Below are 14,283 nucleotides of genomic sequence, written 5' to 3'. Positions count from 1 at the left end.
CTCCATGAAACAAGATAGGGAGATCATCGTGGAAAGCTTCATCTATCAGAATGTATTGCTGGTCGTGGCAGCTATCGTGCTGATTGCCTTGCTGTCCATCGTATATGCAAGCTGGCGGAACGGCATATCGCCTATGCCTTCCTCAGCGCCGGTGCGGCGGGTTGTAGTTGATGAGATCAGACGGCTGCAAAGCCGCGGCGTTATGGTGGAAGCGGGCTCTGGCTGGGGTACGCTCGCGTTTCAAGCGGGGAGAACCAGCAGAAACCTGCGGATCATTGGGATCGAAAATTCAGTTATCCCCATGTGGATATCTTTTATGGCAGCGAAACTCGAAAAACGGACGAATGTATCGTTCAAAAAGGGCGACTTGTACACATATTCGTACCGGGATGTGGATATGGTTGTGTGTTACCTCTATCCGGGTGCGATGCGGCGTTTAAGCCCCATTTTTCACGAGCAATTAAAGCCGGGTGCATATGTTATAAGCGTATGTTTTGCGCTGCCGGACTGGGAGCCTGAGCGTATCCTTATTTGCCGTGATATGTATCGGACCAAGGTTTATGTATACAAGGTAAAGAAGACATCATAGAAGGAGGAGCAAATGATGGAGATGGAATTGAAGGAGCAATTTGGCGGCATCGATATTTATTTATTTGATCAGCTGCTGAAGGGATCACTTACAAAGGATATGCGTATTCTTGATGCAGGCTGCGGCTCAGGGAGAAACCTGACGTATTTGCTTCGCAGCGGCTATGATGTATTTGCAATCGATCGATCAGAGACAGCTATTCAAGAGTTGCAGCGGTTAGCGGACTTGATAGCTCCTAAATGGGCGAAAGAGCAGGCACGCGTGGAGGCGGTAGAGCAGATGAGCTTCGCCGATGCGAGCTTTGATTTTATTATTAGCAGCGCGGTTCTGCATTTTGCCGACAATGAGGAGCATTTTGATCAAATGGTTAATGAGCTCTGGCGCGTGCTTAAGCCAGGCGGGAAGCTGTTCGCTAGGTTGGCCTCCTCCATTGGCATGGAGTCCCGTATGCAGCCGCTTGGTGAAGGACAATATCTGCTTCCTGACGGAAGCAGACGTTTTCTGGTTACGGAGGAAAAACTGCTTGGAATGACGGCAAAGCTGAGCGGGCATTTATTCGAGCCGCTCAAAACCGTTATCGTAGCAGACAAACGCTGCATGACTACTTGGTGTGTTGAAAAGTCAGGTTAATATGCATGATTACAAATGAAGCCACCAAATACCAGCGCATTCTGGCAGGTGGACGAGCTTGTCCCGCGCTACCCTATCTGCTAATTCATCACTAAAGAAGAAACGTGTTAATTGCTCCGCTTGTTCCACGCTGTCAAAGGCATAATCCGTTCGTACCCATTTGTGCGAGAATCCATAATCCTGCTCAAGTGCAGCGTAGTATTTCTTCAAAAAGTCAGGCGGGTTTGGTGTTTCGAAGCCAGTGCCCATCGTCTCAAAAATAATAATGGTTCCGTTATCGCGGAGCACACGTTTCATTTCGCTCATTACCTGCCGTAGGTTCTGCTCCCAGTTTGGTAGATTATCGCTGCCTAAGTAACAAATACTCCAGCCGGAAACGATTAGATCCGCGCTTTGGCTCGCAAGAGGCAGCTCGCGATGATCAGCAGCCTGCGTTCTCCAATTCGTATAGCCAGCAGAACGTAATCGTTCTGCCGCTACATGCAGCATAGGCTCATACGCATCAAGTGCAACAATCGTTTTGGCCTGATCGGCTAGTACGGCAGTGAGTCTGCCGGAGCCGGCACCAAGATCTACAATATCCAATCCTCTAATTGGTCTTATCTCTTCGATCCAATGCTGCACGCTCGGCTGCCTAGCGATTAATTCATGATAACGCGCCGCTTCTTCCTTATAAATAGCATCATGGTCTGGCATCGCAATTCCTCCTCAGTAGGGTTCAAAATGATTCATCCCTAGCTTAAAGGTATACGTAACGGAAAGGTCAATAGCCATGTTTTAAACTGTTGACTTGGGAATAAACTCTTATTCGGCAGTCTCAAATGTATATTCACTTAGGTTATGGATAACGTCATCATCTATGGCAATATCCAGCTGTTTCAACGCGAGTAAAACAGAGCCGACTACAGGCGGAAATTTAGGCTGAACAACGGTGTAGCGCTTGTTGTTTCCTTGCCGAAGCTTCTCGCCCAGCTCGCGAATAAAATAAGGGCTGTTTGCAACGCTGCCTGTGAAAGTAACAGCGACCTCTTCACTATAGAAGGAGGAAGCAATCATCTCGATGCCTACCTTGATTTGATCGATGGCACGGTTGCACACGCGGATAGCGAGAGAGCTTCCACGCTCGGCGGCTTCCGTAACCGCAGGAGCGAACTTCCCAAACTGCTTGTCTCGCGTACGGCGATCATCCGCAAAGCCTTTTTTGGCTATATCAGCAAGCTGCTGGGCCGTTGAAACATTCCAATGAACAAGCATGGCTTCGCGAAGCTCGCGGTCCGTATCATCACAATTGCCTGCCAGCATCTCATATACAGCATCATAGGCAACAAATCTCGCTGCGCTAGCTGCATAATGGTGAAAATCATAGTTGCGAATCATTTGTCCATCGTCCGTCATGCCTACGATAATCGAGCCTGTTCCAGCGATAACGACGATGCCTTGTTCACCCATTAATGCGCCTCTATGAGCCGAGACCGCATCGTTCACATGCCACATCGGGCAGGTGAGTCCCGGAAGCTTTGTTAATGTCTTAATCCATTCGAGGTCAGATGGCGAATCGAGGCCTGCAATACCAGCAACCAGCGCGAGCGCATGATAGGGAGTGCGGCCAGCTTGCTGGAGTGCTTGGGTAATAGCTCCTTGCACATTTTCAGCTGCCATCTCGTCTTTGTAAATAGAGGCGGAGCCTCGTTCCAAATATGAAAGCACATGTCCTCTATGACTGCACACCATGACGCGGGTATGAGTTCCGCCGCCGTCTATTCCAATTACAACCTGCTCTTCTTGCAAATGCATAGGTAGCACTCCTATTCGTAGTGGCTTGTGAGGCGTCGAACGAACGCTTGGTCAAACTATCGCATTATTTTACCTCAATTTACCATATAGAGGAAGTGGTGGATTACAAAAAGTGAGAATGGCTTGCTTAAATAACCAGCGACAGCCTCGTTGTTTATATTGCGTTTAAACAGGCAAGGTAAAGTAGGAACTGTAGTGGAGAGAATAGAGAGATACAGGAGTGATACTGATGAAAAATAAAAATAGCAACGTTAAGCGATTCATAGGGCTGATTATGGAGACGAATCCCCCGAAGATGATGCTGTCTATTGCGGTTATTTTGAGCGTCATTACGACGCTAGTTAGCTTGACCATACCTATATTCACGAAAAATATGGTTAATGGCTTCTCGCTGGGGTCATTGAGCACGGGGCAGATTGTCTGGATGGCGGCTGCTTTTATCGCGCAGGTTGTGTCTGGAGGCGTGTCTGTTTACCTGCTGCATTACAGCGGCAATAAGATCGTCTCGTCTATCCGAGAGCGGTTATGGAGCAAGTTGCTGCGCTTGCCAGTCCCGTATTATGACAACAAATCCTCAGGCGATACGATTAGTCGGCTGACTAATGATACAGCGCTGCTGAAGGGTCTTATTACGGAGCATGTAACTGGTTTTTTCACAGGCATTTTGTCCATTATCGGTGCATTGTCGATTCTTTTCTATATGAACTGGCAGATGACGCTTATCATGTTAACTGTCTTCCCTTTGGCCGCACTCATTATGGTGCCAATTGGACGGAAAATGTACAGCATATCCAAATCCACGCAGGCGGAGAACGCAAGATTTACTTCCGTCGTAAATCGTGTGGTATCCGAGATTCGGCTGGTCAAAGCATCCGGTTCCGAGCCTGCTGAATATGAGCAAGGACGCGTCGGCATTCAGAATTTGTTTGGATTTGGTTTAAAGGAAGCACGCATGCAGGCGCTTATTTCGCCAATCGTCACTTTTATCATCTTATTGCTGCTGGTATGCTTAATCGGCTTTGGCGGTGTTCAAGTATCATCAGGTAAGATGACTGCGGGTGAGTTAGTCGCCTTTATTATGTACCTGTTCCAAATCATGCTGCCGATTACGCAGATCTCACAATTTTTCACACAATTTCAGAAGGCAATGGGCGCGACGGACAGCATTATTGGTATATTAGAATCCGATGAAGAAGATCAAGATAATGGCAAGGAAGTAACTCAGATGGACCAAACCTTGCAGGTGGAAAATGTATCATTTGCCTATAAGCCCGATGAGCCAATCCTGCGGGATGTGAGCCTGACAATTGAAGCGGGCAAAGTAACGGCATTGGTCGGCCCGAGCGGCAGCGGCAAAACGACGCTATTCTCGCTGCTGGAGAGGTTCTACGACCCGACATCCGGGGCGATTAGGCTTGGCGGAACTGACATCCGAGACGCGTCTCTGCGTTCATGGCGCAGCCAGATTGGCTACGTTTCGCAGGAGAGCCCGATTATCGCAGGCACGATCAAAGATAACTTATGCTACGGTCTGACGCATGAGGTGACGCAGCAGGAAATCGAGCAGGCTGCACGAATGGCTTATGCAGACGGCTTTATTGAAGCATTGCCTGAGAGCTATGAAACCGAAGTTGGCGAGCGCGGCATTAAGCTATCGGGTGGGCAGCGGCAGCGGATTGCCATTGCAAGGGCGCTGCTGCGTGATCCGCAAATCCTTATGCTCGACGAAGCGACGTCTAATCTCGACAGCAAGTCAGAAGAAGTGGTGCAGGACGCGCTGAAAAATCTAATGATCGGACGGACGACTGTCGTTATCGCCCATCGCTTGTCGACGGTTGTTGATGCGGATTCGATCGTTTTCCTAGAGAAAGGCGTCATTACCGGGGTAGGAACGCATGATCAATTGTATGCTAGCCATACCATGTATCGAGAATTCGCTAATGGACAGCTTCGAGTGAATAAAACGGCTTCTTAAGTAAGCAGAGAAGAGGGTGGAGAAATGGGCTATGTGCTGATTGTAGACGATGATCCGCATATTCGTGAGCTGGTTCGGGTTATTTTGGAGAAAGAGGCTTTAAGCGTGCAGGAGGCTCCGGATGGGCAATCGGCGCTTGCTCAAATGGAAGCCTCTCCGGCAGATATGGTCATATTGGATATTATGATGCCGAATATGGACGGCTGGGAGCTGTGCCGTGAGCTGCGGGAGCAGTACGATATTCCGCTGCTCATGCTGACGGCCAAGGGGGAAATGGGCGATAAGGTGCGAGGGTTCCACCTCGGAACGGACGATTATTTAGTAAAGCCGTTTGATCCCGCGGAGCTGACTGTCAGAGTTAAAGCGCTATTGAAGCGTTACCGAATCGCGGTGTCGCAGCAGGTTTCCGTAGCGGAGATCATGCTCGATCGGCAGACTTATGAAGTGAAGATTCATTCGGATTATACGACGCTTCCTCCGAAGGAATTTGAGCTGCTGTTCAAGCTCGTTAGCCATCTAGGCCGTACATTGACACGCAACCAACTGATCGAAGCGATTTGGGGTTATGATTTTGACGGCAACGAACGAACGTTGGATGTACACATCAATCGGCTGCGTGAGCGTTTTGTCGCTTGGGAGGTATCGATTAAGATCAGTACGATCCGTGGACTCGGTTATCGGCTGGAGGTACTCCAATGAATCGTAAAATGTCAAAATGGGAAGTTTCACTGCGTGTTGTAGGAGCTACGTCGATGGTATTCCTACTGAGCGGAAGTGCCTTCTCGCTGGCGTATTGGTTGACGAAGTGGTTTTACACGAGACATGAGGTCCGCTTTCCTGAATATATAGTGCAGCTGGTGAACTGGGGACTGGGCATTTTATTTATCATAGTGCTGTTCGCTATCGTTAATTTGGTGATACGACCGAAGCAAAGGGAAGTTTGGGTTGAAATGATCGATGCGCTAAAACGAATGGCAAAGGGAGATTTCAACGTGGCCTTGGATCGTGACAAGAAATTTCATGGCCAATTCGGGGACGTTATTCAGTCCATCAACGATATGGCGCATGACCTGAAGCAGGTAGAGCTGCTTCGTCAGGAGTTTATTTCTAACGTATCGCATGAAATTCAATCACCTCTGACCTCGATACGCGGATTTGCGAGCACGCTGCAGCGCGAGGATCTTAGCCCTGAGGAGCAGCGTCATTACTTGTCGATTATTGAGCAGGAAACGACGCGGTTGTCCAAAATAAGCGACAATCTGCTTAAGCTGACAACGCTCGAATCCGAGCAGCAGCAGATGGACACGAAGCGATACAGGCTTGATGCGCAGCTTGAGAACATCGTGCTCGCAAGTGAGCCTCAGTGGCTGGACAAAGCGCTTGAGCTTGAACTAGAGCTGGAGGAAGTAGAGATTGCGGCCAGCGAAGAGATGCTTAGTCAGGTTTGGGTAAATCTCTTTCATAATGCGATTAAATTTACACCTGCCAAAGGGAGCATTAAAATTGTACTGGAGCGCATAGGCGATAAGGTCAAAGTAAAGATTACAGACACGGGTATTGGCATTTCTTCGGAGGATCAGCTCCGCATCTTTGAACGTTTCTATAAGGGTGACAAGCAGCGGACGAGAACGGCTGATGGCAGCGGATTAGGCTTGTCGATCGTCCATAAAATCGTTGAGCTCCACCAGGGGAATATTCGTGTAGACAGCAGGTTGAATGAGGGTTCTTCTTTTGAGGTGACGCTGCCGCTTACTTAGCAGCCAGCTATTCATAGAAAGTGCCTTGAAATGACAACGAGTTCTGTTCTTCCATATATTACACTCGACTGTTTTGTTTCAAAATAGCCATATGAGGTTAATCATAGCTATATCGAATGACAGAGAGGGGCAAAAAAATATGGGTCTATTGTGGACATTAATCGTTGGCGGAGTAATTGGTTGGTTAGGTGGTTTGCTTGTTGGGCGCGACGTACCGGGAGGAATTATCGGCAACATCGTAGCTGGCTTCATCGGAGCTTGGTTAGGTACGCTGATTCTTGGCTCGTGGGGACCGACGATGGGCGGATTTGCTCTCATCCCGGCTATCATTGGAGCTGTTGTAGTTGTGCTGCTGCTAAGTGCAATCTTGCGAGGAACAAGACGCGCGTAGTCTAATCATTACGTAAACTTGATAAAACCGTTGTTGAAGTAGTAACGTATACTTCAATAGCGGTTTTTCTGCGTGTAGATATTGATACGGCAAGGGGAGAGGTTAAAAGGCATGCTCATATTCGTTAGTATCATTGCGGTAGTCATAGTTGTTGTGTATTTGGTCCTCCAGTATTACCCTGCTTTTGGGGCAGCACAATCAAAGGAGCGGCGGCAGCAGTTAAGCCGTTCGAACCAATATGGGCGTAAAAAATTTATAAATGCGATTCCTACAGCCATGGATACGACAACAAGCGAGAAGCTGAAGCTGCTCGTTCAATTTATGAAAGGCAATAAGATGGCAAGGCCAAGCAAAGCGCTAGTCATTGAGTCGATGAGTGAAGGATATGGTGCCGGGCAGCATCAGCCTAAGCTGACCTGGTTTGGCCATTCTGCAGCTTTGCTTGCAATCGACGGGAAAACACTGCTGCTTGATCCGATGTTCGGCAAAGCGCCGTCCCCGTTTCCGTTTATAGGCGGTAAAAGATTCAGCGATAAGCTGCCATTTGAGATGGAGCAGCTTCCGATGATCGATGCGGTACTCATTTCACATGATCATTACGATCATTTGGACTATGGCTCCATTGTAAAGCTTAAGGATAAGGTGAGACGCTTTATTGTGCCGCTTGGCGTTGCGCCTCATTTGGTAAGATGGGGAGTAGATCCATCCCTTATAGAGGAGCATGATTGGTGGGATGAGTTTTCATATGAGGGGATTCAACTGGCTTGTACGCCTGCAAGGCATTTCTCAGGTAGAAGTTTGACGGATCGCGATGCAACGCTTTGGTGCTCCTGGGTAATACATGGCCGGGAGGCACGCATCTTCTTCAGCGGAGATAGCGGCTATGGTCCTCACTTTAAAGAAATAGGCGACAAATATGGACCCTTCGATCTCACATTAATGGAATGTGGACAATATGATGAGCGCTGGGCAGCTATCCACATGATGCCGGAAGAAACGGTACAGGCTCACTTGGACGTACGCGGAAAGATTATGATTCCGATACACTGGGGTGCATTCACACTTGCCATGCATGATTGGACTGACCCTGTGGAGCGAGCGGTAAAGGCAGCTCAGAAGATGAAAACACGTATTTCGACTCCGAAAATCGGAGAGACTGTACTGCTTCAAGCGGCTGAATACCCATCCTCAGCGTGGTGGCGGTAGCCTAAATAAGTTATAGCGGAAAAGCTTATAAAATATAGCAGGGGCTGTCTTCAAAGGTCTAAACATACCTTTAGAGACAGCCCCTGCTGTTATTATTTGATGCCTGAGATCGCGTAGTTCTCGATAATATGCTTCTGGAAGAAGATAAAGATGATGATGATAGGCACAACCATAAACGTTGATCCAGCCATTTGGAGCGCATAGTTGCCGCCGTATTGCCCTTTGAGCAATGACAGGCCAACGGAGAGAGTGTAGAGCTTCTCATCATTCGCGATAATAAGCGGCCAAAGGAAGCTGTTCCATCCGCCAATAAAGGCTAATATGCCTTGTACCGCAAGTATGGGCTTCGAAATAGGAAGCACGATTTGCATGAACGTCCGGAATTCACTTGCACCGTCAAGACGGGTTGCTTCAAGCAGCTCATCTGGAATGGTAGCCATGAACTGACGGAACAGGAATATACCGAAGGCGCCGACAAGTCCGGGCAGAACGATACCGATCATCGTATTCGTCAGATGCATTTCATTTAGGATCAGATAGACCGGAATCATCGTCACCTGACCAGGAATCATCATCGTAGCAAGTACGATATAGAACAAGTTATTACTGCCTTTGAATTTGTACTTCGCGAAGCCGAAACCAGCCATCGCATTCAGGAATAAGCCAATAAAGGAGAAGAAAACGATAATGAGCGTATTTTTCAAATAAACGCCAAAGTTCATATTCTCAAATAAGTTCTTGAAATTTTCCGTCGTGAAGCGCTCAGGCAGTAAGGTAGGCGGGATATTCTGAATCTCGCTCTCTGGTTTGAAGGAAGAAAGGATCATCCATACGAAAGGAAGGATGACCAATACCCCGCCGACCGCGAGGCATATGCCTAGTATCCACTTGAGCGCTTTTTCGCCTTTTGAGGCGCTTGACGCTTTTGCTTGCGAACTCATCCATTACACCTCCGTTTGGATTATAAATCCGTTTCTTTATTTTGAAATCTGAATTGTACGAGCGTAATAATAATGATTGCGATGAACAGGACAAATGATCCTGCTGCCGCGTATCCGAAGTTGCTAAGCTGGAAGCCGTTCCGATAAATAAACAGGGCCACAGATGTTGTGCTGTCGAGCGGACCACCGTCGGTCATAATGAATGGCTCTTCGAAAAATTGCAGCCAACCGATCATGGTAGTGATCGATACAAAGAAGATCGCGAAGCGCAGCATTGGAATCGTGATGTAAGTCAGTTGTTTCCATGTGCTGGCACCGTCGAGCTGTGCCGCCTCGTAATAAGACTTCGGAATACCTTGAAGCGCGGCGATGAAGATGATCATATTGAGGCCGATCCCTCTCCATACCGCCATCAGAATAAGCGATATTTTAGCCATGACTGGATCTTGAAGCCATGGAACCGTAGGCAGATTAATCGAATCAAGAATATAGTTGAGCAGACCGAAAGCCGGATTGTAAAGGAAACCCCATACAACAGCAACGGCAACAACGTTTGTAACTGATGGCATATAATAGATGACTCGGAAAGCTTTAAATGCACGGTTTGCACCGAAATTAATCATGATCGCAATAGCAAGTGAACATAAGATAACAAGTGGAACACCGATGATTACGTAGAACAACGTATTAAGTATGGCTTTTACGAAAATAGGATCAGCCAGCACGTCTACATAGTTTTTGAATCCGACGAATGAAATATTGGACCAGTCAGCAAGGCCTGCCAAGTCCATGTCCGTAAAGCTTATTATTAAGGCTACAAGGATCGGCAATAACGAAAATAAGGTAAGCAAAATAAGCGTTGGAGCGATAAAGAAATACGGTGCCTTACTCTGAGAGATGCCTTTCATAAACGACCCTTCCTTTGCTATGAGCGCCTGGCTTTATCCATTTCTAATGGAACCGGCAGCGGCTCTGTTCCAGAACCGCTGCCGGCGATGGCGATCATTATTTATTCAAAATTTGTTCAGCTTTGGCGTTGAAGCTGTCAAGTTCCTTCTTAATTTCAGACTTGCCGCGGTAAATTCTCTCGAATGTCGATAGCACGTTTTGAGCAATTTCTTCCCATGGCTTGATAAGCGGCATAGGCTCCGAGCTGTTCAACTGCTCACCGATAACTTTTACATTAGGATCTTTCGTCAAAGCTTCGTTCTCCCATGCTTTTTTCGTGGAAGGAAGCGAGTTTGTAAGCTCCAGCCATTTCAGCTGTGTCTCAGGCTTGCTCATGTAAGCAAGGAATTTCAAGGCTTCTTCTTTGTGTGTTGTATGTTGGAAAATAGACAAGTTAGAGCCGCCTAGAGAAGAAAGGTTGTTCTCTTTCTTAGGAAGTACAGCTGTTGCCCATTTGCCTGCAAGCTCAGGTGCTTGGTCATTAATTAGTTTAATCATCCAAGGTCCGCTGATGAACATCGGCGAGATACCTTCACCCTTAAATGCAGGGATAATATCCATACCTAGATCAATCGGTGCAGAGCCGTCTTTGAAGAAGCTGTCCAAATATTCAACGGCTTCCACGAATTCTGGTTGGTTGAATTGTGGTTTGTTGTTCTCGATAAGTTTCGAGCCGTTTTGACGAGCGAACATGAATAGTAGCGATTGTTCTTTAACATCAAGGCTGATGCCGTATTTGTTTTTGCCGCGAGCTTTAAGCTTTGTTGCAGCATCTTTAAGCTCATCCCATGTTTGTGGAGCTTTATCGTAGCCTACTTCTTTCAGTAGATCTGTACGGTAATAAAGCACGCGAGTGTCGATGTACCAAGGCACGCCTACAGTTGCATCTTCGTATTTAGTCGTTGATACCGATCCTGGGTAGAAGTTTGCTTCAGCAAGTTCTGGATATTCAGTTACGTAAGGAGTGATATCCATAAGCGCTTTAGCGGATGCGAACTCAGGAATCCAAGTTGTTCCCATTTGAAGCACGTCTGGACCTTTTTTGGAAGCGACAGCCGTCAACAGCTTGTCATGTGCCGTATCCCAAGGAAGTGCTTGTACATTGACCTTAATGTTAGGGTTCTCAACCATGAATTGCTCTGCAATCTTCGGCAAGGATTTGGCTTCTTCACCCATACCCCATACGTTGATGGTTACTTTATCATTTGCTGCTCCTTCATTGCTGTTGTTGCTTCCGCAAGCAGTGAGGGCGCCGATAAGCAGCATAGAGCTAGCTAGTGCAGTTGCCACTGATTTCTTAAACATTAATTATTCCTCCCGTGTGAATGATTGTTATCAGTACTATGCTGTGAATCCGTGCAAGTTATGCACGCAGGCGGCTGTTGTTTGCCGTATATATAAGCCTAAGCTGGGTGTTGATAAGCAGGTAAATGTTGCTTTCCCTGCCGCAGCAAAAACGTTCGCCACAAGTATATAGAAATACTAATTGATGTGGTGAAACGTTTCTATAAACAAAATATATTACCGTTTACAACTTTAGAACCAGACCTGCTTATTGATTCGAAACGTTTCGACATCATTATAGATCAAAGTTTTGACGGGTTCAAGCGTTTTTTTAATTCAGGAAAATAGTCTCATATTAGTGATATAAACGTTTCTATTAAAGATGAAACAGCAATTGACGGCTCTTTTTGAATTGTTTATAATCCAAATTAGGAGTAAATAGAAACGTTTCGATTGTTATAATTATTGGCCATAAGACATAAGCGTGGTAAAGACAGAAGGACCTGTAAACATTAACGATAAGAACGATAAATTTGATTGGCTATTACGAGGAGGAACACGGATATGGAAAAGCAACCTGCGGCTCTTCTAAAGCTCATGACGCTCGAGGAGAAGATCGGGCAGCTGCTGCAGCTGGCGACGCCATTCTTTGAAGGCGCGGATGGACAGATTACCGGACCGATGGCTGAAATGGGCGTAACGGAAGAAACGGTTCGCAATACAGGCTCCGTGCTTGGCTTAACAGGAGCGAGGGAAGTCATTAACATACAGAAGCAGCATTTGGCGAACAACCGCTTAGGCATTCCGCTTCTAGTGATGGCGGATATCGTCCATGGCTACAAAACGATCTTTCCTGTACCGCTGGCAATCGGCTGCTCATGGGATATGGAACTGGCGGAACAAAGTGCCGAGATCGCTGCTAAGGAAGCTGCTGCGGCAGGTGTACACGTTACGTTCGCTCCGATGGTCGATCTCGTAAGGGACCCAAGATGGGGCCGAGTCATGGAATCGACTGGCGAGGACCCGTATTTGAACAGTGAATTCGCCAGAGCCTTCGTAAGAGGCTTCCAAGGAAAAGACCTTGCAAATGATATTAACCGCGTGGCAGCATGCGTGAAACACTTTGCCGCATATGGAGCTGCAGAAGGTGGACGCGACTATAACACGGTTGATTTGTCCGAGCGTCAGCTTCGCGAGTTTTATTTGCCTGCATATAAAGCGGCGCTGGATGAAGGCTGCGAAATGGTCATGACGGCATTCAATACAGTGGATGGCATTCCAGCTTCAGGAAACAAGTGGCTGATGCGTGATCTTCTTCGCGGCGAATGGGCGTTTGACGGTGTGCTGATCTCCGATTGGGGCGCAGTAAAAGAGCTGATCCCGCACGGTGTTGCAGCAGATGAGTCAGAAGCGGCAATGAAGGCGATCAAAGCCGGCGTCGATATTGAAATGATGACGACCTGTTACACGGATCATTTGCAGCGGCTTGTTGAGGAGAATGAAATCGATGTTGCTTTGATCGACGAAGCTGTACTTCGCATTCTGGAGCTGAAGCAGAAGCTGGGCTTGTTCGATCAACCGTATCGTGGTGCGAATGAAGAGCGTGAGCAGGAAATTGTAGGCTCAGCAGCACATCGCAAGGCTGCGCGTGAGCTGGCTCTTAAATCCTGTGTCCTCGTAAAAAATGATGGCGTTCTTCCGCTTGGTCGCGAGCAGAAAATTGCGTTGATTGGTCCTTTCGCGGCTAGCGGCGATATTCTTGGGCCTTGGTCTTGGCTTGGCTCCAAGGAAGAGGCGGTTCAACTAGCAACAGGCATCGCAAGCAAAGTAGATGCATCATTGTTGTCTGTGACAGAAGGCTGCGGTATTGAAGACGCAACGGATGCGCAGTGGCAAGCGGCATATGCTGCAGCTAAAGATGCAGATATCGTGGTGCTTGCTTTAGGTGAGCATTCGGATATGAGCGGGGAAGCGGCTAGCCGGTCGAATATTAGATTGCCGCAGGTACAGCTTGAGCTAATCGCTCAGCTGAAACAGCTAGGCAAGCCGATGGTGACTGTCCTATTCAACGGAAGACCGCTTGATCTGCACGGTGTAATTGATCAATCGGATGCTGTATTAGAGGCGTGGTTCCCAGGTACCGAAGGCGGCGCTGCCATCGCGGAATTATTGTTTGGCGAGTCGGAACCGACAGGGCGGCTGTCGATGTCGTTCCCTTATTCCGTAGGCCAAGTGCCGGTTTACTATAACCGGTTCAATACGGGAAGGCCGCAGGGCGCACCTGATGCGCAGGTGAAATACGTATCTCAATACTTGGATGTTCCGAATGAGCCGCTGCTGCCGTTTGGTTATGGGCTTGGTTATACAACCTTTACCTACAGCGGAGCGAAGATGGCGATGGATACGATGAGTGCTTCTAAGCCATTGCATGTAAACATCACAGTAACGAACACTGGGGCTCGCGCTGGTGAGGAAACCGTACAGCTGTATGTACGCGACATGGCGGGGGATGTTGTCCGTCCGTTACAAGAGCTAAAGGCATTCCGCAAGGTGATGCTGCAGCCAGGAGAGAGCAAAGAAATCTCGTTTACGCTGGAGGAAAAACAGCTGCGTTATTATCATGCTGATCTAACCTTCACAAGCGACCCTGGTGACTTTGAACTGTACATTGGGCCAAACAGCCGTGATGTAGAAACGCTTAAATTCAAACTAAGCAAATAGAAAGGCAGTGAGAAGAAGATGGAAGCTATAGTGAATGCGTTGAAAGC

General features: G+C 47.7%; 13 protein-coding genes. 8 read left to right on the top strand and 5 right to left on the bottom strand.

Annotated features, from left to right (window positions below; translation table 11 throughout):
- Window positions 1–4 precede the first annotated feature (4 nt).
- Window positions 5–589: a class I SAM-dependent methyltransferase gene (locus MHH56_RS32190; protein ID WP_339205599.1), complete on the top strand. Its 585-nt coding sequence runs from the start codon at window positions 5–7 to the stop codon at window positions 587–589.
- Window positions 590–601: 12 nt separating this feature from the next.
- Window positions 602–1,219, top strand: coding sequence for a class I SAM-dependent methyltransferase (locus MHH56_RS32185; protein ID WP_339205598.1), 618 nt, complete (start codon window positions 602–604; stop codon window positions 1,217–1,219).
- A 9-nt stretch (window positions 1,220–1,228) separates the two neighbouring features.
- Here the strand turns inward: MHH56_RS32185 and MHH56_RS32180 are convergent, their stop codons facing one another.
- The gene (locus MHH56_RS32180) at window positions 1,229–1,915 is read right to left on the bottom strand and encodes a class I SAM-dependent methyltransferase (RefSeq protein WP_339205597.1); all 687 of its coding nucleotides are present in this window, start codon (window positions 1,913–1,915) and stop codon (window positions 1,229–1,231) included.
- Window positions 1,916–2,023: 108 nt separating this feature from the next.
- A complete protein-coding gene (locus MHH56_RS32175; RefSeq protein WP_339205596.1) occupies window positions 2,024–3,013 on the bottom strand; it encodes a BadF/BadG/BcrA/BcrD ATPase family protein in 990 nt (329 codons plus the stop codon).
- 229 nt (window positions 3,014–3,242) lie between these two features.
- On the opposite strand from MHH56_RS32175, the gene MHH56_RS32170 reads away from it, so the two are divergent.
- The 5 genes from MHH56_RS32170 to MHH56_RS32150 all read left to right on the top strand — a co-directional run bounded on the left by MHH56_RS32170 (window position 3,243) and on the right by MHH56_RS32150 (window position 8,342).
- A complete protein-coding gene (locus tag MHH56_RS32170) occupies window positions 3,243–4,988 on the top strand; it encodes an ABC transporter ATP-binding protein (RefSeq protein WP_339205594.1) in 1,746 nt (581 codons plus the stop codon).
- A 24-nt stretch (window positions 4,989–5,012) separates the two neighbouring features.
- The gene (locus MHH56_RS32165; RefSeq protein WP_339205592.1) at window positions 5,013–5,687 is read left to right on the top strand and encodes a response regulator transcription factor; all 675 of its coding nucleotides are present in this window, start codon (window positions 5,013–5,015) and stop codon (window positions 5,685–5,687) included.
- Window positions 5,684–6,745 carry a HAMP domain-containing sensor histidine kinase gene (locus MHH56_RS32160; RefSeq protein ID WP_339205591.1) on the top strand — a complete coding sequence of 354 codons (1,062 nt, stop codon included), beginning with the start codon at window positions 5,684–5,686 and terminating at the stop codon, window positions 6,743–6,745. Before MHH56_RS32165 ends, MHH56_RS32160 begins: the two co-directional genes overlap by 4 nt.
- Before the next feature lie 139 nt (window positions 6,746–6,884).
- Window positions 6,885–7,136 carry a GlsB/YeaQ/YmgE family stress response membrane protein gene (locus MHH56_RS32155; protein ID WP_076266420.1) on the top strand — a complete coding sequence of 84 codons (252 nt, stop codon included), beginning with the start codon at window positions 6,885–6,887 and terminating at the stop codon, window positions 7,134–7,136.
- A 111-nt stretch (window positions 7,137–7,247) separates the two neighbouring features.
- On the top strand, window positions 7,248–8,342 hold the full coding sequence (locus MHH56_RS32150) for an MBL fold metallo-hydrolase (RefSeq protein WP_339205590.1): 1,095 nt from the start codon (window positions 7,248–7,250) through the stop codon (window positions 8,340–8,342).
- Window positions 8,343–8,434: 92 nt separating this feature from the next.
- Here the strand turns inward: MHH56_RS32150 and MHH56_RS32145 are convergent, their stop codons facing one another.
- From MHH56_RS32145 to MHH56_RS32135, 3 genes are all read right to left on the bottom strand, one after another.
- Window positions 8,435–9,283 carry a carbohydrate ABC transporter permease gene (locus MHH56_RS32145; RefSeq protein WP_076266419.1) on the bottom strand — a complete coding sequence of 283 codons (849 nt, stop codon included), beginning with the start codon at window positions 9,281–9,283 and terminating at the stop codon, window positions 8,435–8,437.
- Window positions 9,284–9,303: 20 nt separating this feature from the next.
- Window positions 9,304–10,191: a sugar ABC transporter permease gene (locus MHH56_RS32140; protein ID WP_339205588.1), complete on the bottom strand. Its 888-nt coding sequence runs from the start codon at window positions 10,189–10,191 to the stop codon at window positions 9,304–9,306.
- Window positions 10,192–10,288: 97 nt separating this feature from the next.
- Window positions 10,289–11,536 carry a sugar ABC transporter substrate-binding protein gene (locus MHH56_RS32135; protein WP_076266417.1) on the bottom strand — a complete coding sequence of 416 codons (1,248 nt, stop codon included), beginning with the start codon at window positions 11,534–11,536 and terminating at the stop codon, window positions 10,289–10,291.
- A gap of 543 nt (window positions 11,537–12,079) precedes the next feature.
- Here MHH56_RS32135 and bglX point away from each other — a divergent pair.
- The gene (gene bglX, locus MHH56_RS32130) at window positions 12,080–14,236 is read left to right on the top strand and encodes a beta-glucosidase BglX (RefSeq protein ID WP_339205586.1); all 2,157 of its coding nucleotides are present in this window, start codon (window positions 12,080–12,082) and stop codon (window positions 14,234–14,236) included.
- Window positions 14,237–14,283 lie beyond the last annotated feature (47 nt).

It is taken from the genome of Paenibacillus sp. FSL K6-3182 (genome assembly GCF_037976325.1).
Classification (GTDB): Bacteria; Bacillota; Bacilli; order Paenibacillales; family Paenibacillaceae; genus Pristimantibacillus.
Note: the sequence above shows the minus strand (reverse complement) of the source record. Positions and strands in the feature narration are given on the sequence as shown.